The organism is Enterobacter sp. UPMP701 (genome assembly GCF_053709515.1).
Genome location: NZ_JBSKJN010000001.1, coordinates 67,179 through 89,004, shown reverse-complemented (window position 1 = coordinate 89,004; position 21,826 = coordinate 67,179). Strand labels below are relative to the sequence as shown.

Sequence of the window (21,826 nt, the reverse complement as noted above, 5' to 3'; positions counted from 1 at the left end):
CCTGACTCTTAGAGATATTCCCTGAATACACCCAATGCGGGGTGATATAACCATTTCTCTGTTTCCTCCTCCCTGGTCACTCTCAATGTGATTTCGCCATACCGTCGCGACACCGCAGCCAACTCCATCTGCTTCGTCTCCGCCAGCGCCTGTAATACCTCGGCATAATCAATTGCAATCCACGGCTCTACGCCGTCAGCAATGGATAACAGCTGTTTGCAAAATCCTCCCGCAGGTTTCGGTTCACCATTTTCCTGAAGCAAACAAAATACGGGCTCGTCATCTTCTTCTTTCATTGTCAGATAAAAGGACTCCTGCGGAGATGAGGCGCGAAACGGCGTCCGCCGCTGCAACTCACCGTTCCACGTCAGCGGCAGCCGCCACCACGACGCGGCCACCGCATCTGACTTATCGCCGCCGTCCAGCAGCGCGCCGCGCAACCGGGCGTGCTCCAGTGCCGCCAGCGCATTGCCGGGCAGATTCTCAACGATGCGCGGGAGCGCATTCAGCGTGCGATAACCCTCTTCGCTGAGTAACTCATGGAGATCGTGGTGAGGCAGCAGATGCTGCTCGGTTTCAAAACCGGGTCGGCAGTAGGCCACCGTCTCCCCGCGAAGCGAGCGAACATTGCGTTCCAGAATCACCAGATTTTCGCTCTCAGGCACGATCTGACGATGGCGCTGAATACGCCCCCCAAACTGAATAAGCGAACGCATCGAACTCGGCTCGATAATTCCCCAGTCGGCATCAAAATCGCGCCCGACTTCCAGAACAGATGTGCCGAGTACGACAAAAAGATGGTGCTGTTCCGGTGACATCAGTGCCTGCACAACTTCAGGCAACTGCCAGACCCGTTCCGGCTCATGCCGCGTGAACACGGCATCGAGTCGTTTTTCAATTGCCGCACGCACCGCCAGCGGGTGCTGGCTGTGGTACACGCAATAATGAATGCGGTAATTATCCGGAGAGGGTAATGCCATCAGCGCCTGCGCGACGGCAACCAGCGGGTTGATATTCGCCATCCGCACCAGACCAAACGACACGGTTTTGCCACTTTTATGCGTGCTGTGATGATGACCGTGCAGCGCGATTGTTTGCTGATGCAACGTCTGCGCCAGCGCAGAGACAACATCGGCAGTACAGGACGAGTGCGGCTTCACGACGGCCAGTTTCCCCAGACGAAGCCGGGGCTGGTCAGGCAGACGTTTGATCCGCTGCCTGACAAAATCGCCATGCGCCTGACGAAATTGAGCTTCGTCGACCACATCCTGCGACTGCGCGCCATATTCATCGAACCAGGCGCAGCAGATACTCATCGGCCTGTCCGACTGACCGCACGCGGCCTGCCAGGCTTTGCGCCCTACCCGATAAGCTTCAAACAGCGCTTCCGTTAATGCAGGGGGGAGCGTCGCCGAGGAAAGCAGCACGCGGGAACCCAGCATTCCCGCCCAGTTCACCAGCCGACACAGGGCGTGCAAATCATCAACATCAAAATCATCAGGCTCATCAAGAACCAGATCGCTGGTCATCAGGCGCAACATGGCGGGGATCTGCCTGCCGCCGCGCACGCCTTCCGTAGCTGGCATCAGGTGATCGATGGTTGTCACCAGCACCGGGGCACTGACCAGACGATTAAGCGCCGGTTCTTTCGCCAGCCACTGCTGTGCGATCCCGCTACTGGTCGCCCCTTCGTAATGCACGTAATGGTGGCTGGCGAAAAATGCTTCGTCGCTGGCGCTGCTGGTATCTTCAGCCTCGTTACCCTGATACAACTCCTTCACTGCTGCGGCACCGGTCACGACGGCCAGCGCGTCGTCATCCAGCCTCAGGCGCGAACGTAAAGCCTGCCCCGTTTGCAGCGTCAGCGTGCGTAACCCCAGCGCCACGCTGAAACGACACCCTGTCTGATCATCAGCCAGAGCGTACATAATTCGGGCATTGGCAAAGGTTTTACCGCATCCGGTCGAGGCCATATTGATGCCGAAGAAGCCCTGCTCGTTACTCTTCTCGCGCAGGGAAGAGGCAACGTCCCAGGCCTTGTTCTGCCAGTGAAAACGCTCTTCTTTTGCCCTTTCCCGGAAGGTTCTATGTCTGGCGATGGCGGGCAATGAACGACGCAACGCCGGAAGAGAACGCCCCATCAATAGCGCCTGATGCGCTACGCCGACATTGTGTTCATCCAGCTTTTGCTTGAGTTCCCCGGTCCCTCGGTAGCTGTTAGCCCATACCTGAAAGGCATCATCCTGCCATCCGGAATAAGCCGGTTGAGAGGAGTAGACGTGATCGGCCAGCATCAGCGACAGACGTGCAAGGTGGAGGGTAAAGAGATTATCCAGCGATCCCGCATGAAGCAGAGCAGGCAGGTTCCGGATGCGTTTACCAATCTGACGGGCCTTCTCACGCCAGGTTTGACTTTTTAGCGGCGTACCGTGGGGAAATGTCCAGACATTTTTAAAATCACGCGCTTTCCACTGATGTTTTTCGGGAGATTTATGATTAAGCGAGTTCCAGTCTGCGTTCAGCTGTCGCTCAAACCAGCCTTCGCAATAGAGCAACTCAGGAAGAGTCGAATGCGACTGCGGTAAACGGTGGTGCGACAATATCAGCCATACCACCACTTTCGCCAGAGGTGGGAGGTTGCTCAAAAGGCTGCAATTCTTATCTGTGTCCATCTTCAGCGCTTTCAGCATAGCCTTTTCGTCAGCGGCTTTTAGCTGGGTGAGAGATGTCAGCCACTGTTCATCGGTTTGCTCTCCTACAAACGCCTCGAACAGACGAACCGAGATCCACTCATGGCGAAACGGCTGACAAACGTGCTGACTTTCCCCCTTAAGCGTCTGCTGGAAGCACATCCCGGCTTTACCAAAATCATGAAACAGCCCGGCGATCGCCGCCAGCAAGGCGATGCTTTCCGCACTTTGCCAGCGGTGTTCGCTGTCATTGCGAATAATTTGCAGCGTCGTGCGATTCGTTGGCACGCGCCCCTGCGCGTTAAAACGCCGCAAATTCCCGACAATCCACAGCAGTTCGGTTTGACCGTTTTTTTTCAACCAGTGGCAGGCCACGGCGGTATTACGTCGCGCAGTTTTACGCAGCAGCTTGCGCAGCGTGATAGCGCCTTCCATCGTCATCGTCGTCTGCCATGCCGCGTCTCCCGTGCGCTCAGCAAACTGATCGATAATCTGCCAGCTTTGCTCGCGCGCACGTTTGGTACACCGAGAGATAATCAGCACATTCATTTTGTGCCCCCCGCCAGCGACTGCGAGGTTTCCTGCAACGTGGTAATCATTACATCCAGCGCATCGGCCTGCTGAAAGGCATTAATACAGCGCTGGCGAAACTGTTGATTATCTTCACCCTCCATAGCCGCAATAAATGCCTGCGGCATAACGAGGGCATCTTTGATTAAATCGGCAATATCAAAAACGAGCCCGCCGCGTCGGGTTTTACCGTGCATGACAGCCAGACCATGAGGAATGCCCGTCACCCAGGCCGCGACCGCCGCCAGCCCGTAGGCGAGATAGTTACCCTGATCGAGAAAACGGTTTGCCATATCCGCCCCTCCGCCCCGTTTGGCGCGGCTGAAGTGACCGTAGCCCACGGTCTGGCTTGCCAGTTTATAAAGTGATTTTGTGAGTAGTGCTTCCTGGAGCATCAGGGATGTATGATCCTGCGCGTTATCCATACCCTGTCGGGCACGCTCCAGAATAGTGTCCAGCGCATTCTTATCTGGCTGAAAAGCCGTTTCGCGCTGCATCCGCAGCCCTGCCCACTGTTTTTCGATTTGCTGAAAACGAATAAACTGAAACTGCTTTGCCGCCTGCAGACGTTTTTCTTCATCAAACCAGAATGAGACCCAATTTTGTAGATACGCCGTCGGACGGTATTCGCTTTGCGGGCTGAGCCATGAGATATCAATATCCACCTCGTTGGCGGAATAAAGCGGCGTGCCATCTGTACCGCAAAAACCAACCATCACGCCCGCCCGCGCAAACTCCCGCATTGCCATTTGCGTAACGGATGTTCCCATTCCCAGCATCACCGCTGTGGTATTAGCGATGGGAATATTCCAGTAAAATGACTCTTTCCCTTCCTGGGTGACATATTCAACGCGTCCACCATTTACCTGGATACGGCATTTTTCCAGGTAATAAATGTTGGCGCGTTTTGAATGCAGAATGGTTTTTAAGTCTGTTGAGGTGATGCTGTTTGCGGACATAGTAAGAGCTTTTATTTCAAGGCGTTGTATGCATGGCATGTTATCGGAGACAAGATGAACAAAAATGTGACGGGTATCAAATCAATACTAATTACAGCTATAATTGAGAAAAAAATATCTCCATCCCTTCACTTATCATTTTCACCAATGATATATATGTAAAAATATAATTTTCCCGTGAATGTTTTCGGGTATACGTTTGAAAAAAAGTGAGAGTTTGAATAATTTCACTTATAAAATTGATATGGCGAATATTTACTAAAAAGAGGGGTCTGCCTGTACGGCAGTAAACATTTTATTGCGAAAAAAATCGCAGTCGAGTTTTTCTAAACTGCCTGTACAGCAGTGAAGCAGGAAGAACACCGCTCATCCTAATGTCAGGAAATAAATTAAGCAACTCCTCTTCCCTACCAGTTTCAGAAAGGGGTCATTGATACAGGCGCTTAAAAAAGCGCCTGTAGGCATAAAGAGAGTCAGGGAGCCTCACCATACATTTCATTGGCTTTTTCACTGGGCCACTTCTGGAGCGGGCTACATGAATATGTTTGAGGACCAAGGGCAAGGCTGTAAGAAACCTCACCCTTATCATTTTTTGAGCTCCCCCAGACTATATCAATTTCATTATCTTCGCGGGCAATAAAACTCTTTGACAGGTTATCATATCTGGCGGGAATGAATTTCGCATAATTCATCTCCTCGGGAGATTGCTCGGATGAGAGAAATAGATCCAGATTATGTGTTTGTTTATTTTCCAGGCCAATCAATGTAGAGTGGTTTTCAAGCATAATAACTTCAACATCGATGTTTTTCCCACAAATCTGATGACTTTCGGCTTTAAGTTCCCCCATACGAGGTATTCCAACCGCATTACCAGTTACTGGGAGAAAAAGAATAGTTGTCATAATAAAATATTGAAATTTCATATAGCTCTCCTTGTTTTTAATGGGAGGAGAATAGCTGAAAGGTATTTTATTTCCAGGTAAAAAATGCCAACTCCCCATACGGAGTCAACATAATGAAGAGATGAAGTTTAGGTCAGCATCAAAAACGGGCATTCGCCTAATAGACTCGGTTATGATTGCCGATGGTTTTTATTCTGCCTGTACGGCAGTGAACTGCACGAACACATGATAATGTGTGTGTGTCGCTTTCTAAGCTGCCTGTACGGCAGTGAACGTACTGACGGTTTACGTGGGCAATGACCTCCCTTTCTAAGCTGCCTGTACGGCAGTGAACGCGTGGTGCGCGTCCTTCAGCTATTGCTGCAATTTCTAAGCTGCCTGTACGGCAGTGAACTGGGATAACTGGCAACGCTTTAATGGAGAACATTTCTAAGCTGCCTGTACGGCAGTGAACAATGGCTGCTAACTGAGACGGTGATATATGACTTTCTAAGCTGCCTGTACGGCAGTGAACAAATTTCAAGTGCGTAAGGGCTGGTGCGTAATTTTCTAAGCTGCCTGTACGGCAGTGAACAGAAAACTAATTGATATGATTCGCGCGAAAGATTTCTAAGCTGCCTGTACGGCAGTGAACTACTTGACCAGCTCAATGCCAAAGGCGGTAAATTTCTAAGCTGCCTGTACGGCAGTGAACAATGACCGGCGTTTTTACATCAAGGAACTTACTTTCTAAGCTGCCTGTACGGCAGTGAACTGAAATGAAAAAACGCCATCTTATTGTTAGCAAACAAAATAATCAACTTTTACGCATAAAACCCTTTTTTCTGGAACGTAAATACGCACCATATAAATCAATACGTTACGTAAATATCAGAAAAAAGGGTATAAACCAATAACGTCAGAGTAACGCCCCCGACGCCTCGGATCGCATTCAGGAAATAATGTGAATTACCGTTTCTGCACGTTGAGGTGCAACGACATCCGCGGCCATCGAATGCGTAATGTCATGGAGCAACCCCGTCAGGTGCGGCAACATATCGCAGTCAAAATGCGACACCAGCAGCACATGGTTTAACGCGCGGCAGTAGTCGCATTTCGTTTCTGTATCTTCAAGCAACCACTCTTTTTGTCGCGGTTGTTCCGCTTCGTCCTCAAATTCCACCACCTGAAAATCACGCATTGATTCTGTGAGGCCGGTTTTAACTTCTTCCAGCCAGGCGCCGAGACAGAGGCAGACGGGCTGCGTTTGCGGGAGTGATTTGCAATCCAGTAGAATTTCGGTGAGCAGCTTGCAGCGCTCGGCCAGGGTTGGGAGATCGGGGTTGAGGGAGAGTTCGCTGTATAAATGGGCGAAATTGTTTTCTGTATTCATTGGGTAATTCCTTCACACACTATGAATTTACCACCGCAGGAAACGCCAATTTGCTGGCGGCGGACGAAAAGGAATTGGCGTACCAGTGTGTGTGCTACTGGCGCTTCAAAAGAAGCTTCCGATTCGCCCGCCAGATGCAGAATTATACCCTTTTCCTTAGGGCGAACGAAGCCTGCAGCATTACTGCTGCTCACACACTTTCAGGACGCCAATCCCGACACCTGATTTTGCAGGTGCGCCGCCATTTTATTACTGTGGATTTATCCAGCAACTGACTTCGAAAGAAACTGGAAAGCGCCTCGCAAAATTCCTCTGCAGCCTCGTGCCCTCACCTCTCGCACAGGGAAGGACGGCAAAACATTGAACAAATAATAAATGTAATTTAAGTGAGTGAGGCACACGACAGGTTGGAATCCGTGTTTACCCCTCTGGACGAAAGGTTTTTTTCTATCGCTATTTCATAGATAAAAGCGTGAAACACGCTAAATTCAATACAATTAGCGTATATCCGCAAACGAGCATCATTAGTGCGCCTGAAGTTTTTGAAAGTCTTGCCCCTTAGCTGGCGTGATTAAAGTCGCAAAAATGCTTGCCTATCTGTTTGATGCTCATAAAGCGGATTTTATAGCGTCCGGCAAGCTCTCGTATCATCACTATAAAACACTGCGCTCTGCAGTTGCCGCAAACGTCCTTCTACCCGAAACAACAATTGTAAATGAAATCATATCAAACGATATCAGAGCTATTTTTAATGACGTACTTTTAAAATTTTAAAATAAGCTGATAAAAATAACGAACAACTTATAGTACAGCATTGCATTCACCACATTAATTATTAAAGACCAACCATCCATCATGTAAATATAAAGACTGCCTTTTCTCCTATTTAACAAAAGTGAGGGCACGATCACTTGTTCAAAGCGTTCCTTATAAGATGATGTACGTATTAAACCAAAGGAATGCATTATGTATTACAGTGAAGATATTATTAATAAAATAGGAACTGACAAAGAATTAGCCATAAGATTAGATAAGGCTATGAGAGGGGTCAAAGATGAAGTTACTGATTATTTAAATAACCTCAGTGATGCAGCGACGCGCCTGTTATACTATTCATCATGTTTAACAAAAAATTATCATGATGTTTGCATCCGATTAAAGGATGAAGATGTTAGGTTCGTGCAGGGGTTAGGCGAGTTAGTTATACACCGGGATTTAATTTTCAGGATGATTAAGATTTATATAGAAACGGTTCTCAAAAACAAAAATGAAGTAGAAAAGAAAACAATTCTTGAAAGATTAACACCATTCACTAAAAACATTTCCATAAAAACCTTATCAAAATCTGCCTTAATTTATTCCGTTGTATCTTACATTTGTTATGGAAATAAAATGAATGCCTCAGTTGAAGCTGCTTTTGTGAAAAAAATAGGAGGACGCGCTGGCATTCCGATTACTGCATTGAACCTTTATGGCATTGTTAACAAAGCTTCTGAGAGTGCAAATAGATTAAAGACTTTTATGCCACAATTTTATCATGCACTTTATGTTGAAAAACTTGAGATGATGTATTTTCTTATTGAACCAATTATTATGAAGGCTGGATACATAAACATAAATACAGCATCTGATATTGAAATTACTAACACGCTAAAAAGAATGATGTAATCATGTTAAAGTCAATCATGGAATTTTTAAAACAATTCTTTGATAGTTTTATACAAGATTGTTTTAATGATTTTTATTGGTACGGTGTATTTATATTTTCTGCTTTTCTTTCAGGTATCATAGCAGCAAATATAGAGGATGTTAAAATAGCCCGTAACATTATTCTAGGCATCTTTATAACCGTATTTGCAATTGCTTTTCGCTTCAAAGACAAAGGATAAAAAATGACAATACCAGCATATATGTGGCTTACCGATGAAAATAACTCACCTATAATAGGTGAATGTTTAATGCCTACACGATTGGGTTCCACAGAGCTTAAATCGTTCAATCATTCTGTATGGATCCCTACAGATTATAACACTGGAAAACTTACTGGTACGCGCCTACATGTTCCGATTACATTTGAAAAAGAGATAGATCGCCTCACCCCCTATTTATTCAGGGCGGTATGTCAGGGCAGAACACTTAAAACTGCTTTAATTAAAATGTACAGGATTAATGAAGCAGGAATAGAAGTAGAATACTTTAATATAAAGATGGAAAACGTAAAAATTACAAGGATTTCTCCCATTTTATTTCCAATAGGCGTTGCAAGTAAGCATATGGAAGAAATTGAAATTCGTTATGAATCTATAGAGTGGATTTACTGTGATGGGAACATAATGTTCAAAGACTCATGGAATGAAAGAGCAGTGGCATAAAAAAGAACTATCAAGAGTCCTTTTTTATGTGACCATCTTACTAAAACTAAACAACGGCAACCGAAGTTGCCGTTGTGCTTTTACCTTACAACTCAGTGAGCCGCTTCCGGCTTGTGCTTCGCTGCACTCTGGAAATCGTACGTCAGCTCGTTCTTCGCCTGGTCCAGCGCCACGGTCACCTGGCCGCCGTCCACCAGCGAGCCAAACAGCAGCTCGTTCGCCAGCGGTTTCTTCAGGTTGTCCTGAATCACGCGCGCCATCGGACGGGCGCCCATCGCACGGTCGTAGCCTTTCTCGGCCAGCCAGTTGCGGGCCTCCTGGCTCACTTCCAGCGACACGCCTTTCTGATCCAGCTGAACCTGCAGTTCGACGATGAACTTGTCCACAACCTGATGAATCACCTCGGTAGACAGATGATCGAACCAGATAATGTTGTCCAGACGGTTACGGAACTCCGGCGTGAAGATCTTCTTGATCTCCTCCATCGCATCGGTGCTGTTATCCTGGTGGATCAGGCCGATTGATTTACGCTCGGTTTCACGCACCCCGGCGTTGGTGGTCATCACCAGCACCACGTTGCGGAAATCCGCCTTGCGCCCGTTGTTGTCGGTCAGCGTCCCGTTGTCCATCACCTGCAGCAGGATGTTGAACACGTCCGGGTGCGCTTTCTCGATTTCATCGAGCAGCAATACCGCGTGCGGATGCTTGATCACCGCGTCGGTGAGCAGGCCGCCCTGGTCAAAGCCCACGTAGCCCGGAGGCGCACCAATCAAACGGCTGACGGTGTGACGCTCCATATACTCGGACATATCAAAGCGCAGCAGCTCAATGCCCAGCGCTTTTGAGAGCTGAACCGTCACCTCGGTTTTCCCCACGCCAGTTGGACCGGCGAACAGGAAGGAACCGACAGGCTTGTGGTCATGCCCCAGTCCGGCACGGGCCATCTTGATCGCTTCGGTTAAGGCCTCAATGGCTTTATCCTGACCAAAGACCAGCATTTTCAGGCGATTGCCAAGGGTGCGCAGCGTGTCGCGGTCGCTCTGAGAAACGCTCTTCTCAGGGATACGCGCGATGCGGGCCACCACGGACTCAATATCCGCCACGTTAACGGTTTTCTTACGCTTGCTCGCTGGCATCAGACGCGCACGCGCCCCTGCCTCATCAATCACGTCAATCGCCTTATCCGGCAGGTGACGGTCGTTGATGTATTTCACCGCCAGCTCCACCGCCGCACGGACCGCTTTCGCGGTGTAACGCACGTCGTGATGCGCTTCGTACTTGGTTTTCAGACCGTTGATGATCTGCACCGTTTCGTCAACGGACGGCTCGGTGACGTCGATTTTCTGGAAGCGACGAGCCAAAGCACGGTCTTTCTCAAAGATGTTGCTGAACTCCTGGTACGTCGTGGAGCCCATCACGCGGATCTTGCCGCTTGAAAGCAGCGGTTTGATCAGGTTTGCCGCATCCACCTGGCCACCGGAAGCCGCACCTGCGCCGATGATGGTATGGATCTCATCGATAAACAGGATGCTGTTGGTGTCCTGCTCCAGCTGTTTCAACAGCGCCTTGAAACGTTTTTCAAAATCACCGCGATATTTAGTGCCCGCCAGCAGCGAGCCAATATCCAGCGAGTAGATGGTGCAGTCGGCAATCACTTCCGGCACGTCGCCCTGCACAATGCGCCAGGCAAGACCTTCGGCAATCGCCGTTTTACCCACGCCTGACTCACCCACCAGCAGCGGGTTGTTCTTGCGGCGACGGCACAGCACCTGGATCGCGCGCTCCAGCTCTTTATCGCGGCCAATCAGCGGGTCGATACCGCCAACGCGAGCAAGCTGGTTAAGGTTGGTGGTGAAGTTTTCCATACGATCCTCCCCGCCTGCTTGCTCTTCATTGTTATTGACCTGATTGCTGGAATCCGATGCCTGGTTAGGCTCGTCTTTGCGCGTTCCGTGAGAAATAAAGTTAACCACGTCGAGGCGGCTGACTTCGTGTTTGCGCAGCAGATAGGCAGCCTGTGACTCCTGCTCGCTGAAGATGGCGACTAAGACATTTGCGCCAGTCACTTCGCTACGTCCGGAAGACTGGACGTGAAATACCGCGCGCTGCAGCACGCGCTGGAAGCTGAGCGTCGGCTGCGTGTCGCGCTCCTCTTCACTGGCTGGCAGCACTGGTGTGGTTTGTTCGATGAAGGCTTCGAGTTCCTGACGTAGCGCCACCAGATCCACGGAGCAGGCTTCCAGCGCTTCGCGGGCAGATGGGTTGCTAAGCAGTGCGAGCAGTAAATGCTCGACGGTCATAAACTCATGTCGGTGCTCACGCGCTCTGGCGAAAGCCATGTTTAAACTGAGTTCCAGTTCTTGATTGAGCATAGGCACCTCCCCCAATTTTATGCCTTATCAGGCCTTTTCCAGCGTACACAGCAACGGATGCTCGTTCTCCCTCGCATAGTCGTTCACCATCGCCACTTTGGTTTCCGCCACTTCGGCTGTGAAGATGCCGCAGATAGCTTTGCCACGATAATGAACGGTAAGCATCAGTTGCGTTGCACGTTCTACATCATAAGAAAAGAACTTTTGTAGCACGTCAATAACAAATTCCATCGGCGTGTAATCATCGTTCATTAACATAACTTTATACATAGATGGCGGTTTTAGCGCGTCACGCACTTTGTCTTCCGCCAGCTGGTCAAAATCCAGCCAGTCGTTGGTCTTACCCATTTTGCATAACCACTTTGAATCTACCTCAGATGTTAGATAACAATCATCTATTACTGTCATCCGCGATGTCTGTCACAAACCGTTGCAATAGCGTTAACTGCTTCAAACTTTGGTTGATTATTGTCCCATCTCCAGCGCCAAACGCTTGACGACTTCTATCGTTTCTCTAAATTGTACAAGCGTGAGATGGCGAGGTTTTGAACAGCCCCCACTCCACCACCGGTTCATTCCATCTTAATTTATAAGATTTACGAAGGATGTCGAAGCATGGAAATGGGTACTGTTAAGTGGTTCAACAACGCCAAAGGGTTTGGCTTCATCTGCCCCGAAGGCGGCGGCGAGGATATCTTCGCTCACTATTCCACCATTCAGATGGATGGTTACAGAACGCTCAAAGCCGGGCAGTCCGTCCGGTTCGATGTACACCAGGGGCCAAAAGGCAATCATGCAAGCCTTATCGTACCCGTTGAAGCAGAAACGGTTGCATAGCTCTCTGTTTATTGTGTACATCACGCAGTCAAAATGCCAGCCCGATCGGCTGGCATTTTTATTTTCGGGTTATTCCCGCGCCAGCGCATCCACCGGATCAAGCCGCGCCGCGTTGCGGGCGGGCAACCAGCCAAACAAAATACCGGTAAACGTTGAACAGAGAAAAGCGGTCAATATGGCCACCGGCGAAAAGCCAATCTCCCAGCCGGGTAAGAAGAGCTGAAGCGCGAAGGCGATCATCATCGAAAGTGCAATGCCCATCGCCCCGCCAACCAGACACACCAGCACCGCCTCAATCAGAAACTGCTGGAGCACGTCGCTGGCTCTGGCTCCGACCGCCATGCGGATGCCGATCTCGCGCGTGCGCTCCGTCACCGACACCAGCATGATATTCATCACCCCGATACCACCGACGACCAGCGAGATCACCGCCACCAGCGTGAGGAACAGCTGAAGAGTACGTGTGGTCTTTTCCGCCGTTTTCAAGAGGCCGTCCATATTCCAGGTGAAGAAATCCTTCTTCCCGTGGCGTAATGTTAACAGCCGTTCCAGCTGCTGTTCGGCGAGCGCGCTGTCATAGCCCTCCTTCACGCGCACGGTGATGGAGTTGAGCCAGGACTGGCCCATGATCCGCCCGGAAATGGTGGTATACGGCAGCCAGACGCGCAGGATCTTGCTGCTGCCAAACATCGACTGCTTCTCTTCGGCCACGCCGATGACCGTGGCCGGCATATTGCCGACCAGGATCACTTCGCCCACCACGTTCGCTTTATTGGGGAAGAGCTGCCTGCGCGAGTTGGCGTCCAGCACCACCACCTGCGCCCTGCCCGCCAGCTGTTCGGCGTTGAAGGTGGCACCTTCGCTGAAGGTCATGCCATAGACGTTAAAGTAATCGCCGCTCACGCCGTTGGCGCTGGCCGCTACGTCGATATTGCCGTAGCGCAGACGCAGGTTTTGCGAGACCGCAGGCGTGGCGGAGTTCACCCACGGCTGCTTCTGGATGGCCGCCAGATCGTCATACTTCAGCGCCTGCTGATACTGCGGCTCGTCGTCGCCGAAATCTTTGCCGGGATAGACGTCAATGGTGTTGGTCCCGATGGCGCGGATATCCGCCAGCACCAACTGCTTCGCCGCGTCGCCCACCACCACAATCGACACCACCGAGGCAATACCAATAATGATGCCGAGCATGGTCAGCAAGGTGCGCATTTTATTGGCCGCCATCGCCAGCCAGGCCATGGTCAGCGCTTCACGAAAGCCGCTGGAGAACTGTCCCCAGCCGGTTGCTGCCGGTAGCGCCTCTTTTGGTGCCGCCGCGCGGGACTCACGCGGCGGCGGGTTGCTCACCAGCTCGCCGTCGTGGATCTCAATAATGCGTTCCGCCTGCTTTGCCACCTGCGGATCGTGGGTGACGATAATCACCGTGTGACCCTGATCGCGCAGCTGGTGCAGGATCGCCATCACCTCTTCGCCGGAGTGGCTGTCGAGCGCTCCCGTCGGTTCATCCGCGAGGATCACCTGCCCGCCGTTCATCAGCGCACGGGCGATACTCACGCGCTGCTGCTGGCCGCCGGACAGCTGCGACGGCTGATACTCCACCCGCTCCGCCAGCCCCAGGCGCGTTAACAGCGCCTTCGCGCGCTCAAGGCGTTTTTTACGTTCCACGCCCGCATACACCGCGGGCACTTCCACGTTCTGCGCCGCGCTCAGGTGAGAGAGCAAGTGGTAACGCTGGAAGATAAAGCCAAAATGCTCCCGGCGTAGCTTCGCCAGCGCGTCGCCGTCCAGCGTAGAGACGTCCGTCCCGGCCACGCGGTACGTGCCGCTGGTGGGTTTATCCAGACAGCCGAGAATATTCATCAGCGTCGATTTACCCGAACCCGACGCGCCAACAATCGCCACCATCTCGCCCGCTTCCACCCGCAGCGAGATGCCTTTCAGCACCTCCACCGGGCCGTCGCCGGACGGATAGCTGCGACGAATGTCCTTCAGCTCAAGCAGCGCGGTCATTTAGCAGCTCCGGGCAGGCTTTCACTGACAACCACCTCCTCGCCCTCTTCCAGCCCTTTCACTACCACCACGTCGGTGTCGTTGCGCGCGCCAATCACCACTTCGCGCTCGCGCGTTTCGCCGTTACGCAGCACTTTTACCTTGTAGCGATTGTCCCCGGCGGATTCACCCAGCGCGGAAAGCGGAACGGTCAGCACGTTCTTCACGCCGGTCAGCTGGATATGCACCTGCGCGGTCATGTCCAGACGCAGCACGCCCTTCGGGTTCGGCACTTCGAAACGTGCATAGTAGAAAATGGCGTCGTTAACCTTTTCCGGCGTCGGCAGGATATCTTTCAGCACGCCTTCGTAACGGGTTTGCGGGTCACCGAGTACGGTAAACCAGGCGTTCTGCCCCGGCTTAAGATGGATCACGTCCGCCTCGGAGACCTGAGCCTTCACCAGCATGGTGCTCATGTCCGCCAGCGTCAGAATGTTTGGTGCCTGCTGGGCGGCAATCACCGTCTGGCCCTGCAGCGTGGTAATTTGCGTCACTTCCCCGGCCATCGGCGCAACGATTTTTGTATAATCGAGGTTGGTTTTCGCCGTATCCAGCGAGGCCTGATTACGTTTGATTTGCGCGTCGATCGTGCCAATCTGCGCCTGTTTCACCGCCAACTCCGTCGCGGCGGTGTCTAAATCCTGCTTTGAAATGGCCTGGGTTTTCGCCAGCGCCTGCTGGCGAGTCAGCGTCACCTGAGCCAGATTACGCTCTGCCAGCGCCTGCGCACGCTGGGCGCGCAGCTCCATCAGCGTAGCCTCCACTTCGCGGATCTGGTTCTCAGCCTGCTCGGGATCGATAACACCAAGCAGCTGGCCTTTTTTAACCTTGTCGCCAATCTCTACCGACAGCGTTTTCAGCTGGCCGCTGACCTGCGCGCCGACGTCAACTTTGCGCAGCGCATCAAGTTTGCCCGTCGCAAGGACGTTTTGCTGCAGTTCACCCGGACGAACGATCAGCGTCTGGTACTGCGGAACAGGCGCGTTAAGCACCTGCCATAACCAGAATCCACCGACTAAAATCACCAGCGCCAGCAGCAGAAACAGCGTTCTGCGTTTTCCCTTGAGGTTCATAAATATTCCAAATTAATGTTCTGGCAATAATAAACGTTGATTCTATCTAAACGACTCCTTAACGAAACCCCTGTTCTCCGAAATCGCCGTAATTTGTTTACAAGACGTTGATATTTCCCCTGTTGAAATAGCGATATTCAAAAAGACTCAGGATTTATCATGTCTTCCATCGTCGATACACCCTATTCAAACCTGACGCAGCCGACATCCGGCTGGCAGCTTTTCAAAAACCTGGCGTCCGGGAAGATCGCGCCCGGACTGGCGTGGCAGAACCCCGCTTATCGTCGTAAGTTCATGTTGCGTTCACTGGCGACGCCCGTGAGTACGTCCCGCCTGTTAACGAGCCTGGCAAAACAACCGCGTCTGATGCAGATGTTGCAGGTACAGCCCGGTCTGCCGTGCCGGCTTCATCGCCCCTGGTTGACGGTGAAGATGGATCGCCAGCACGCGCTGGAATCCCTGAACTGGCACTATCAGACCATGAGCCGCCAGCTGCCCGCATCACTGCTGAAGGGCTATCTTTCGACGCAGGGCGTTACGCTGCTGACGTTAACCGGTAAAGATGAGCAGGCGTTTACCGTCCGCCTGTGTGCCGATGCGTTCCTGGATAAAGAGGGCGAAGCCACCCTTACCTTCTGCAACAGTGAGAATACGGTGCTGGCGGAGCTAACCTTTACGCTCTGCCAGTTTGAAGGAAAATCGACGCTGTTCATCGGCGGCTTGCAGGGCGCGAAAGCGCATGTTCCCCATGAGCTGATCCAGAAGGCGACAAAAGCCTGCCACGGGCTGTTCCCGAAACGCCTGCTGGTTGAAGCCGCCATGACGTTCGGCGCCGCCTTCCCGGTCGCGCAGATTGTTGCCGTCAGTAACGCCACCCATATTTATCGCAGCTGGCGCTACCGCAAGAAAAAAGAGGGAAAACTGCTGGCCGATTACGACAGCTTCTGGAGCTCGCTCGGTGGGGAAAAACGGGAAAGCGGTCACTTTATGCTGCCGCTCGCCATGCCGCGTAAACCCATGGATGAGATCGCGAGTAAAAAACGTGCCGAATACCGTCGCCGCTACGCGCTGCTGGATAGCCTGATTCAGCAGGTGAAACAGGCGACCGAACGTTAATCCGCCCTTCCGCGTGCCAGCCACAGCACGCGGGAGAACATCTTGCGCAGCAGGGTCGGAACCGCCTCGACGCCCCGCCTTCCTGCTTCCGTCGCCACTTCAATGGCTAAGTCCGGTTTTGACGAGCGGTGAATGGCTTTGGCGATCACGCGCCGCATGTTCATCGGGACGTCGACCGGCACCATCGCAATGCGGTGGAATACGTCGTCAAAACCCTGACGATACATAAAATGCTCCATGTCCATCGCGGGCAGCATCGTTAAGTGGTCCCGTTCTTCTTCCCGCTCGTTGTTCAGCAGGCTGCGCACGGTTGAGGCATATTTTTTACCCGCCTCGTCACCGTCCACCAGCACATGCCATTCAATTCCCATTCGCCGGGCAAATTTTATCAGCGGTTTTAATCCCGACTGGGCAAATTCGATCACCTTAATGCCTTCGGCATCAAAGTGGTGGCCGCACTGGCGCGCCAGTTCGTTAATGACCCAGGTCTCCGTTTCCCCCTCCACCAGCAGCCAGCAGCGGGCAAAGAGTGACGACGCGCGATTAAAACGGATGTGAAACGCAATACGCCGCCCGTCTTCGGCATTCATCCCGCCGGGCCCGAGACGGTACGCGGAAACCCGCGAAGACTCGCGCACCAGACGGCAGATGTGCTCCACCGGCGTCAGCGATAACAGTTCACCGGAATTGGTGGTGGTAATCCGCTGGAGCGGCAGCAGATTCAGCAGATGCCACGCCACGGAGAGCATAATGGGGTGCAGACGCGTTTCAGGGTCTTCCACCAACAGCAGAGGGCGGGCATCCCGGTCAAGACGCACGGTGCCTTTCGCCTGCAGAAGCGTTGAAAACAGCCCCAGCAAAATCACCCGATGGGTACGACCGCCGGGCCGGTCGATCATCCGGTTGATGATGTCGAGATAGCGCCAGCTGCGTTGTTCATCGTGAGAGCGGCGGCGCATCAGACGATGGCGGGACTCCGAGGTGCCCTGCTCGGAAAAATAGTGCTCCAGCAGTTGTACCATCGCCGACAGCCCCTGACGAATCTGGCCATCGGTGAGGTTCTGCGGACGCGACACCAGCTCTCGCGCCAGGAAATCCAGTTCGCGGGCAGTGACTTCCACCTCCGGCATATTCGGTACGGTACCGTTACGGATACGGCGCATAAAACGCGCATCGCGCAGGCGCAATACCGGCGTCAGGCGGATCAGGTGACGCGCCAGATCGTCGATGTTGTCGAGCGGGATCGGACTGGCCTTCTCATCAAGAAATTCACGCAGGGTCAGCACCCCTTCGTTCTCCGCCATCTCGCCTTCCAGCCGATAGAAGATCCGGTGAAAGCCGTCGTCGCACGGAACCCAGCAGGGCGACAGCGGACGGAAGCGACGCACGCGGTGTCGTCCGGGCTCGGATTCGCGGAACGTAAGGATAATGTGCAGGTGCTTTTCGCGGCCCGCGATGTCGCCGGGCGGGAACCAGAAATCATCGTGAACGAAGTGATACAAATCGTCTTCGGGTGAAAGCAGGAGGGTCAGCGCATCCAGCAGGCTGGACTTACCCCACGCGTTCTCGCCGATCAGGACGTTGTTCTGCTCCAGCTGCAGCGACAGACGGTTAATACCGCGAAACCCGACAATTTCCGCACGTTCGAGAAGCATAAATCCCCCGCGAAATGATCACTTTTTCCTTTAAGTTATCAGCAGTATAGCGGGAGGAATCTTGTCACGACAGCACAACATTCATTCTTATAAGAATTGGTCTATGCTCTATTTACCGCTGACTGGAACAAGGATTGACATCACATTGCCTTAAATCAAATCAATCGAATTTATTTAAGTGGCGAAGGGGTGTTGTTGGTTTCTAAAATAATGACTCTTTGAGTCGTCATCCCTTTATGGCGATATCCCGCGCGCAGGAAAGCGCACGGTCATTTATTATTGAGGTGGTTATGTTTAGAAAATTAGCAGCAGAATGCTTTGGTACATTCTGGCTGGTATTTGGTGGCTGCGGCAGTGCCGTTCTGGCAGCAGCATTCCCGGAATTAGGTATTGGTTTTGTCGGCGTCGCGCTGGCGTTTGGCTTAACCGTATTAACCATGGCGTTTGCCGTGGGGCATATTTCCGGCGGTCATTTTAACCCAGCAGTGACATTAGGCTTATGGGCGGGCGGCCGTTTCCCGGCGAAAGACGTGATTGGCTACATCGTAGCGCAGGTGGTGGGCGGTATTATTGCAGCTGCCGTCCTGTACGTGATTGCCAGCGGTAAAGCCGGGTTCGACGCGGCGGCCAGCGGCTTCGCCTCTAACGGCTTTGGTGAACACTCCCCGGGCGGTTATTCCATGCTTTCTGCGATCGTGATTGAAATTGTGCTGACCGCCGGCTTCCTGCTGGTGATCCATGGCGCAACCGACAAATACGCGCCCGCAGGCTTCGCGCCCATCGCCATTGGTCTGGCGCTGACGCTGATCCACCTGATTTCGATTCCGGTGACCAACACCTCCGTTAACCCGGCGCGCAGCACCGCCGTCGCCATTTTCCAGGGCGGCTGGGCGCTTGAGCAGCTGTGGCTGTTCTGGGTGATGCCAATTATCGGCGGTATTCTGGGCGGCGTGCTGTACCGCACTCTGCTGGAAAAACGCGATTAATCTATCCCTCCCTCTCCCCGTGGGAGAGGGCCGGGGTGAGGGCAACAGGCCGCACATACAAGCCGGGTAAGGCGCAGCCGCCACCCGGTTTTCTTTTGCCGCTTTACTGAGCAGCCGTTATTGGGTAGTGTCTCTGGCGCTTAACAGATACTCAAAAGGACCGGCTGTTCATGTTTTCAGGACTCCTCATTATTCTGCTGCCCCTGATTGTGGGCTATCTCATCCCGCTGCATCAGGAATCCGCATTACGGCTTATTAACCGTTTTCTCAGCTGGATTGTTTACGTCATTCTCTTTTTTATGGGGATCAGTCTGGCCTTTTTGGATAATCTGGCGACGAATTTGCTTTCTATCCTGCATTATTCTGCGGTCACCGTGGTGGTTATTTTGCTGTGCAATATTGCCGCGCTGCTGTGGCTGGAACGCACTATTCCATGGAAAAATCACCATCATCAGGAAAAACTCCCTTCACGAATTGCGATGGCACTGGAGTCATTAAAACTCTGCGGCGTCGTGGTGCTCGGATTTCTTCTGGGTCTTACCGGATGGGCATTTTTACAGCACGCGACAGAAGCCAGCGAATATACCCTGATCTTCCTGCTTTTCCTGATCGGTATCCAGCTGCGAAATAACGGTATGACGCTGAAACAGATTGTCCTGAATCGTCGGGGAATGATGGTTGCCGTTATTGTTGTCGCCAGCTCAATGGTGGCAGGAGTCATCAATGCCTTTATTCTCGATCTGCCGCTGAAGACCAGCCTGGCGATGGCCTCCGGGTTCGGCTGGTATTCCCTGTCCGGTATTCTGCTGACCGAATCGTTCGGCCCGGTGATCGGCAGCGCCGCCTTCTTTAACGATCTGGCACGCGAGCTGATTGCCATCATGCTGATCCCGGGTCTGGTTCGCCGCAGCCGCTCAACCGCGCTGGGCCTGTGCGGCGCCACGTCGATGGACTTCACCCTGCCGGTATTACAACGCTCCGGTGGTCTGGAGATGGTGCCCGCCGCCATCGTGCACGGTTTTATTTTGAGCCTGCTGGTTCCCATTCTCATGGCGTTTTTCTCTGCCTGATACCTCTGTGGCGGTAGGGCTCCTGCCGCCAAAATTGCGCTAAATCAATATCCCTCTATTTTGTAGAAGAAAGCCCTTTCCCCCACTCTGCCACAGGCATAACCTTAAACATGTATATTAAATATAACTTTTACAGGTGTGATTATGTTTTGTGTGCAATGTGAACAAACCATCCGTACCCCGGCAGGCAATGGCTGCTCTTACGCACAGGGTATGTGCGGTAAAACCGCAGAAACATCAGACCTGCAGGACCTGCTGATCGCTGCCCTGCAAGGCCTTTCCGCATGGGCCTTCAAAGCCCGTGAATACGGTATTATCGACCATTACGTCGACAGCTTCGCCCCGCGCGCATTCTTCTCCACCCTGACCAACGTCAACTTTGATTCCCCGCGCATTGTCGGCTATGCCCGCGAAGCCATCGCCCTGCGCGAAGCACTGAAGGCGCAGTGTCTGAAGGTGGATGCTAACGCTCGCGTGGACAACCCTATGTCAGAGCTCCAGCTGGTGAGCGATGACCTGGGCGACCTGCAGCGTCAGGCGGCAGATTTCACGCCAAATAAAGACAAAGCGGCGATTGGCGAGAACATTCTCGGCCTGCGCCTGCTGTGCCTGTACGGCCTGAAGGGCGCTGCGGCCTATATGGAACACGCGCACGTGCTCGGTCAGTACGACAACGCTATTTACGCCCAGTACCACAAAATCATGGCGTGGCTGGGCACCTGGCCTGCCGATATGAATGCTCTGCTTGAGTGCTCAATGGAAATCGGCCAGATGAACTTCAAAGTCATGAGCATTCTGGATGCCGGTGAAACCAGCACCTACGGCCACCCAACGCCGACTCAGGTCAACGTCAAGGCGACCGAAGGCAAATGCATCCTGATTTCCGGTCACGACCTGAAAGATCTCTACAACCTTCTGAAGCAGACCGAAGGTACCGGCGTTAACGTCTATACCCACGGCGAAATGCTGCCCGCACACGGCTACCCTGAGCTGCGTAAATTCAAACATCTGATCGGTAACTACGGCAGCGGCTGGCAGAACCAGCAGGTTGAGTTCGCCCGCTTCCCTGGCCCTATCGTGATGACCTCTAACTGCATCATCGACCCTACCGTGGGCGCGTATGACGACCGCATCTGGACCCGCAGCATCGTCGGCTGGCCGGGCGTGAGCCACCTCGAAGGCGACGATTTCGGTCCGGTTATCGCGCAGGCGCAGCAGATGGCGGGCTTCCCGTACAGCGAAATTCCACACCTGATCACCGTCGGCTTCGGTCGTGAAACCCTACTGGGTGCCGCAGACTCGCTGATTGACCTCGTCAGTCGTGAAAAGCTTCGCCACATCTTCCTCGTTGGCGGCTGCGACGGCGCGCGCGGCGAGCGTAACTACTTCACCGACTTCGCCACCAGCGTGCCGGAAGACTGCCTGATCCTGACCCTGGCGTGCGGCAAATACCGTTTCAACAAGCTGGATTTCGGCAACATCGAAGGTCTGCCGCGCCTGATTGATGCAGGCCAGTGTAATGATGCTTACTCGGCCATCATTCTGGCGGTCACGCTGGCGGAAAAACTGGGCTGCGGCGTCAACGACCTGCCGCTGTCGCTGGTGCTCTCCTGGTTTGAGCAGAAGGCGATCGTGATCCTGCTGACCCTGCTCTCGCTCGGCGTCACCAACATCGTGACCGGCCCGACCGCGCCTGGCTTCCTGACGCCGGACCTGCTGGCGGTGCTGAACGAGAAATTCGGTTTGCGTTCCGTCACCAACGTTGAAGATGATATGAAGCAATTGCTGAGCGCGTAAGGAGTT

Annotated in this window: 17 protein-coding genes and 1 CRISPR repeat array; of the genes, 8 read left to right on the top strand and 9 right to left on the bottom strand. The window is 52.8% G+C overall.

Annotation, left to right across the window (positions count from 1 at the left end; translation table 11 throughout):
• Positions 1–8: 8 nt before the first annotated feature.
• The 4 genes from cas3f to ACWKXT_RS00400 all read right to left on the bottom strand — a co-directional run bounded on the left by cas3f (position 9) and on the right by ACWKXT_RS00400 (position 6,493).
• Positions 9–3,239 (bottom strand): type I-F CRISPR-associated helicase Cas3f, encoded by a 3,231-nt coding sequence (cas3f, locus tag ACWKXT_RS00415; protein WP_454531401.1) that lies wholly within the window; start codon positions 3,237–3,239, stop codon positions 9–11.
• Complete coding sequence (gene cas1f, locus ACWKXT_RS00410; RefSeq protein WP_454531400.1) at positions 3,236–4,219, bottom strand: type I-F CRISPR-associated endonuclease Cas1f; 984 nt, start codon at positions 4,217–4,219, stop codon at positions 3,236–3,238. The genes cas3f and cas1f overlap by 4 nt, the downstream gene beginning before the upstream one ends.
• Positions 4,220–4,692: 473 nt before the next feature.
• Positions 4,693–5,142 carry a hypothetical protein gene (locus tag ACWKXT_RS00405; RefSeq protein WP_454531399.1) on the bottom strand — a complete coding sequence of 150 codons (450 nt, stop codon included), beginning with the start codon at positions 5,140–5,142 and terminating at the stop codon, positions 4,693–4,695.
• A 165-nt stretch (positions 5,143–5,307) separates the two neighbouring features.
• A CRISPR array of direct repeats spans positions 5,308–5,875; the repeat unit is 28 nt; unit sequence TTTCTAAGCTGCCTGTACGGCAGTGAAC.
• A gap of 177 nt (positions 5,876–6,052) precedes the next feature.
• Entirely contained in the window at positions 6,053–6,493 is a 441-nt protein-coding gene (locus ACWKXT_RS00400) for a hypothetical protein (RefSeq protein ID WP_454531398.1), read from the bottom strand.
• A gap of 966 nt (positions 6,494–7,459) precedes the next feature.
• Here ACWKXT_RS00400 and ACWKXT_RS00395 point away from each other — a divergent pair.
• From ACWKXT_RS00395 to ACWKXT_RS00385, 3 genes are read left to right on the top strand one after another with little or no spacing between them, the layout of a single operon-like run.
• On the top strand, positions 7,460–8,161 hold the full coding sequence (locus ACWKXT_RS00395; RefSeq protein WP_454531397.1) for a hypothetical protein: 702 nt from the start codon (positions 7,460–7,462) through the stop codon (positions 8,159–8,161).
• A gap of 2 nt (positions 8,162–8,163) precedes the next feature.
• Entirely contained in the window at positions 8,164–8,382 is a 219-nt protein-coding gene (locus tag ACWKXT_RS00390; protein ID WP_454531396.1) for a hypothetical protein, read from the top strand.
• A 3-nt stretch (positions 8,383–8,385) separates the two neighbouring features.
• Positions 8,386–8,865, top strand: a complete 480-nt coding sequence (locus ACWKXT_RS00385; protein WP_454531395.1) for an Hcp family type VI secretion system effector — start codon at positions 8,386–8,388, stop codon at positions 8,863–8,865.
• A 92-nt stretch (positions 8,866–8,957) separates the two neighbouring features.
• Here the strand turns inward: ACWKXT_RS00385 and clpA are convergent, their stop codons facing one another.
• Positions 8,958–11,237 carry an ATP-dependent Clp protease ATP-binding subunit ClpA gene (gene clpA / locus ACWKXT_RS00380; RefSeq protein WP_028012550.1) on the bottom strand — a complete coding sequence of 760 codons (2,280 nt, stop codon included), beginning with the start codon at positions 11,235–11,237 and terminating at the stop codon, positions 8,958–8,960.
• Between the two features lie 27 nt (positions 11,238–11,264).
• On the bottom strand, positions 11,265–11,585 hold the full coding sequence (gene clpS / locus ACWKXT_RS00375; protein WP_006174393.1) for an ATP-dependent Clp protease adapter ClpS: 321 nt from the start codon (positions 11,583–11,585) through the stop codon (positions 11,265–11,267).
• A gap of 267 nt (positions 11,586–11,852) precedes the next feature.
• On the opposite strand from clpS, the gene cspD reads away from it, so the two are divergent.
• Positions 11,853–12,074 carry a cold shock-like protein CspD gene (gene cspD / locus ACWKXT_RS00370; RefSeq protein WP_006809408.1) on the top strand — a complete coding sequence of 74 codons (222 nt, stop codon included), beginning with the start codon at positions 11,853–11,855 and terminating at the stop codon, positions 12,072–12,074.
• Between the two features lie 69 nt (positions 12,075–12,143).
• On the opposite strand, the gene macB is transcribed toward cspD, so the two are convergent.
• Together macB and macA are read right to left on the bottom strand one after the other, a co-directional pair.
• On the bottom strand, positions 12,144–14,084 hold the full coding sequence (macB, locus tag ACWKXT_RS00365; RefSeq protein WP_454531394.1) for a macrolide ABC transporter ATP-binding protein/permease MacB: 1,941 nt from the start codon (positions 14,082–14,084) through the stop codon (positions 12,144–12,146).
• Entirely contained in the window at positions 14,081–15,196 is a 1,116-nt protein-coding gene (gene macA, locus ACWKXT_RS00360; RefSeq protein WP_217479925.1) for a macrolide transporter subunit MacA, read from the bottom strand. Before macA ends, macB begins: the two co-directional genes overlap by 4 nt.
• A 159-nt stretch (positions 15,197–15,355) precedes the next feature.
• On the opposite strand from macA, the gene ACWKXT_RS00355 reads away from it, so the two are divergent.
• Entirely contained in the window at positions 15,356–16,312 is a 957-nt protein-coding gene (locus ACWKXT_RS00355; RefSeq protein WP_454531393.1) for a VirK/YbjX family protein, read from the top strand.
• On the opposite strand, the gene ACWKXT_RS00350 is transcribed toward ACWKXT_RS00355, so the two are convergent.
• Positions 16,309–17,967 (bottom strand): ATP-dependent endonuclease, encoded by a 1,659-nt coding sequence (locus ACWKXT_RS00350; protein ID WP_454528928.1) that lies wholly within the window; start codon positions 17,965–17,967, stop codon positions 16,309–16,311. The two genes, ACWKXT_RS00355 and ACWKXT_RS00350, sit on opposite strands and share 4 nt — an antisense overlap.
• Before the next feature lie 290 nt (positions 17,968–18,257).
• Here ACWKXT_RS00350 and aqpZ point away from each other — a divergent pair, with 290 nt between their 5' ends.
• The 3 genes from aqpZ to hcp all read left to right on the top strand — a co-directional run bounded on the left by aqpZ (position 18,258) and on the right by hcp (position 21,820).
• Entirely contained in the window at positions 18,258–18,953 is a 696-nt protein-coding gene (aqpZ, locus tag ACWKXT_RS00345; protein ID WP_454528927.1) for an aquaporin Z, read from the top strand.
• 170 nt (positions 18,954–19,123) lie between these two features.
• Positions 19,124–20,023 (top strand): lysine exporter LysO family protein, encoded by a 900-nt coding sequence (locus ACWKXT_RS00340; RefSeq protein ID WP_454531392.1) that lies wholly within the window; start codon positions 19,124–19,126, stop codon positions 20,021–20,023.
• 144 nt (positions 20,024–20,167) lie between these two features.
• Positions 20,168–21,820 (top strand): hydroxylamine reductase, encoded by a 1,653-nt coding sequence (gene hcp, locus ACWKXT_RS00335; RefSeq protein ID WP_454531391.1) that lies wholly within the window; start codon positions 20,168–20,170, stop codon positions 21,818–21,820.
• Positions 21,821–21,826: the final 6 nt, after the last annotated feature.

Coding starts and splice junctions, on each gene's coding strand:
- ACWKXT_RS00385 (WP_454531395.1), top strand. CDS start 8,386: ATGACAATACCAGCATATATGTGGCTTACCGATGAAAATAACTCACCT.
- ACWKXT_RS00395 (WP_454531397.1), top strand. CDS start 7,460: ATGTATTACAGTGAAGATATTATTAATAAAATAGGAACTGACAAAGAA.
- cas3f (WP_454531401.1), bottom strand. CDS start 3,239: ATGAATGTGCTGATTATCTCTCGGTGTACCAAACGTGCGCGCGAGCAA.
- ACWKXT_RS00405 (WP_454531399.1), bottom strand. CDS start 5,142: ATGAAATTTCAATATTTTATTATGACAACTATTCTTTTTCTCCCAGTA.
- ACWKXT_RS00340 (WP_454531392.1), top strand. CDS start 19,124: ATGTTTTCAGGACTCCTCATTATTCTGCTGCCCCTGATTGTGGGCTAT.
- clpS (WP_006174393.1), bottom strand. CDS start 11,585: ATGGGTAAGACCAACGACTGGCTGGATTTTGACCAGCTGGCGGAAGAC.
- aqpZ (WP_454528927.1), top strand. CDS start 18,258: ATGTTTAGAAAATTAGCAGCAGAATGCTTTGGTACATTCTGGCTGGTA.
- cas1f (WP_454531400.1), bottom strand. CDS start 4,219: ATGTCCGCAAACAGCATCACCTCAACAGACTTAAAAACCATTCTGCAT.
- ACWKXT_RS00390 (WP_454531396.1), top strand. CDS start 8,164: ATGTTAAAGTCAATCATGGAATTTTTAAAACAATTCTTTGATAGTTTT.
- ACWKXT_RS00355 (WP_454531393.1), top strand. CDS start 15,356: ATGTCTTCCATCGTCGATACACCCTATTCAAACCTGACGCAGCCGACA.
- ACWKXT_RS00350 (WP_454528928.1), bottom strand. CDS start 17,967: ATGCTTCTCGAACGTGCGGAAATTGTCGGGTTTCGCGGTATTAACCGT.
- ACWKXT_RS00400 (WP_454531398.1), bottom strand. CDS start 6,493: ATGAATACAGAAAACAATTTCGCCCATTTATACAGCGAACTCTCCCTC.
- cspD (WP_006809408.1), top strand. CDS start 11,853: ATGGAAATGGGTACTGTTAAGTGGTTCAACAACGCCAAAGGGTTTGGC.
- clpA (WP_028012550.1), bottom strand. CDS start 11,237: ATGCTCAATCAAGAACTGGAACTCAGTTTAAACATGGCTTTCGCCAGA.
- hcp (WP_454531391.1), top strand. CDS start 20,168: ATGTTTTGTGTGCAATGTGAACAAACCATCCGTACCCCGGCAGGCAAT.
- macB (WP_454531394.1), bottom strand. CDS start 14,084: ATGACCGCGCTGCTTGAGCTGAAGGACATTCGTCGCAGCTATCCGTCC.
- macA (WP_217479925.1), bottom strand. CDS start 15,196: ATGAACCTCAAGGGAAAACGCAGAACGCTGTTTCTGCTGCTGGCGCTG.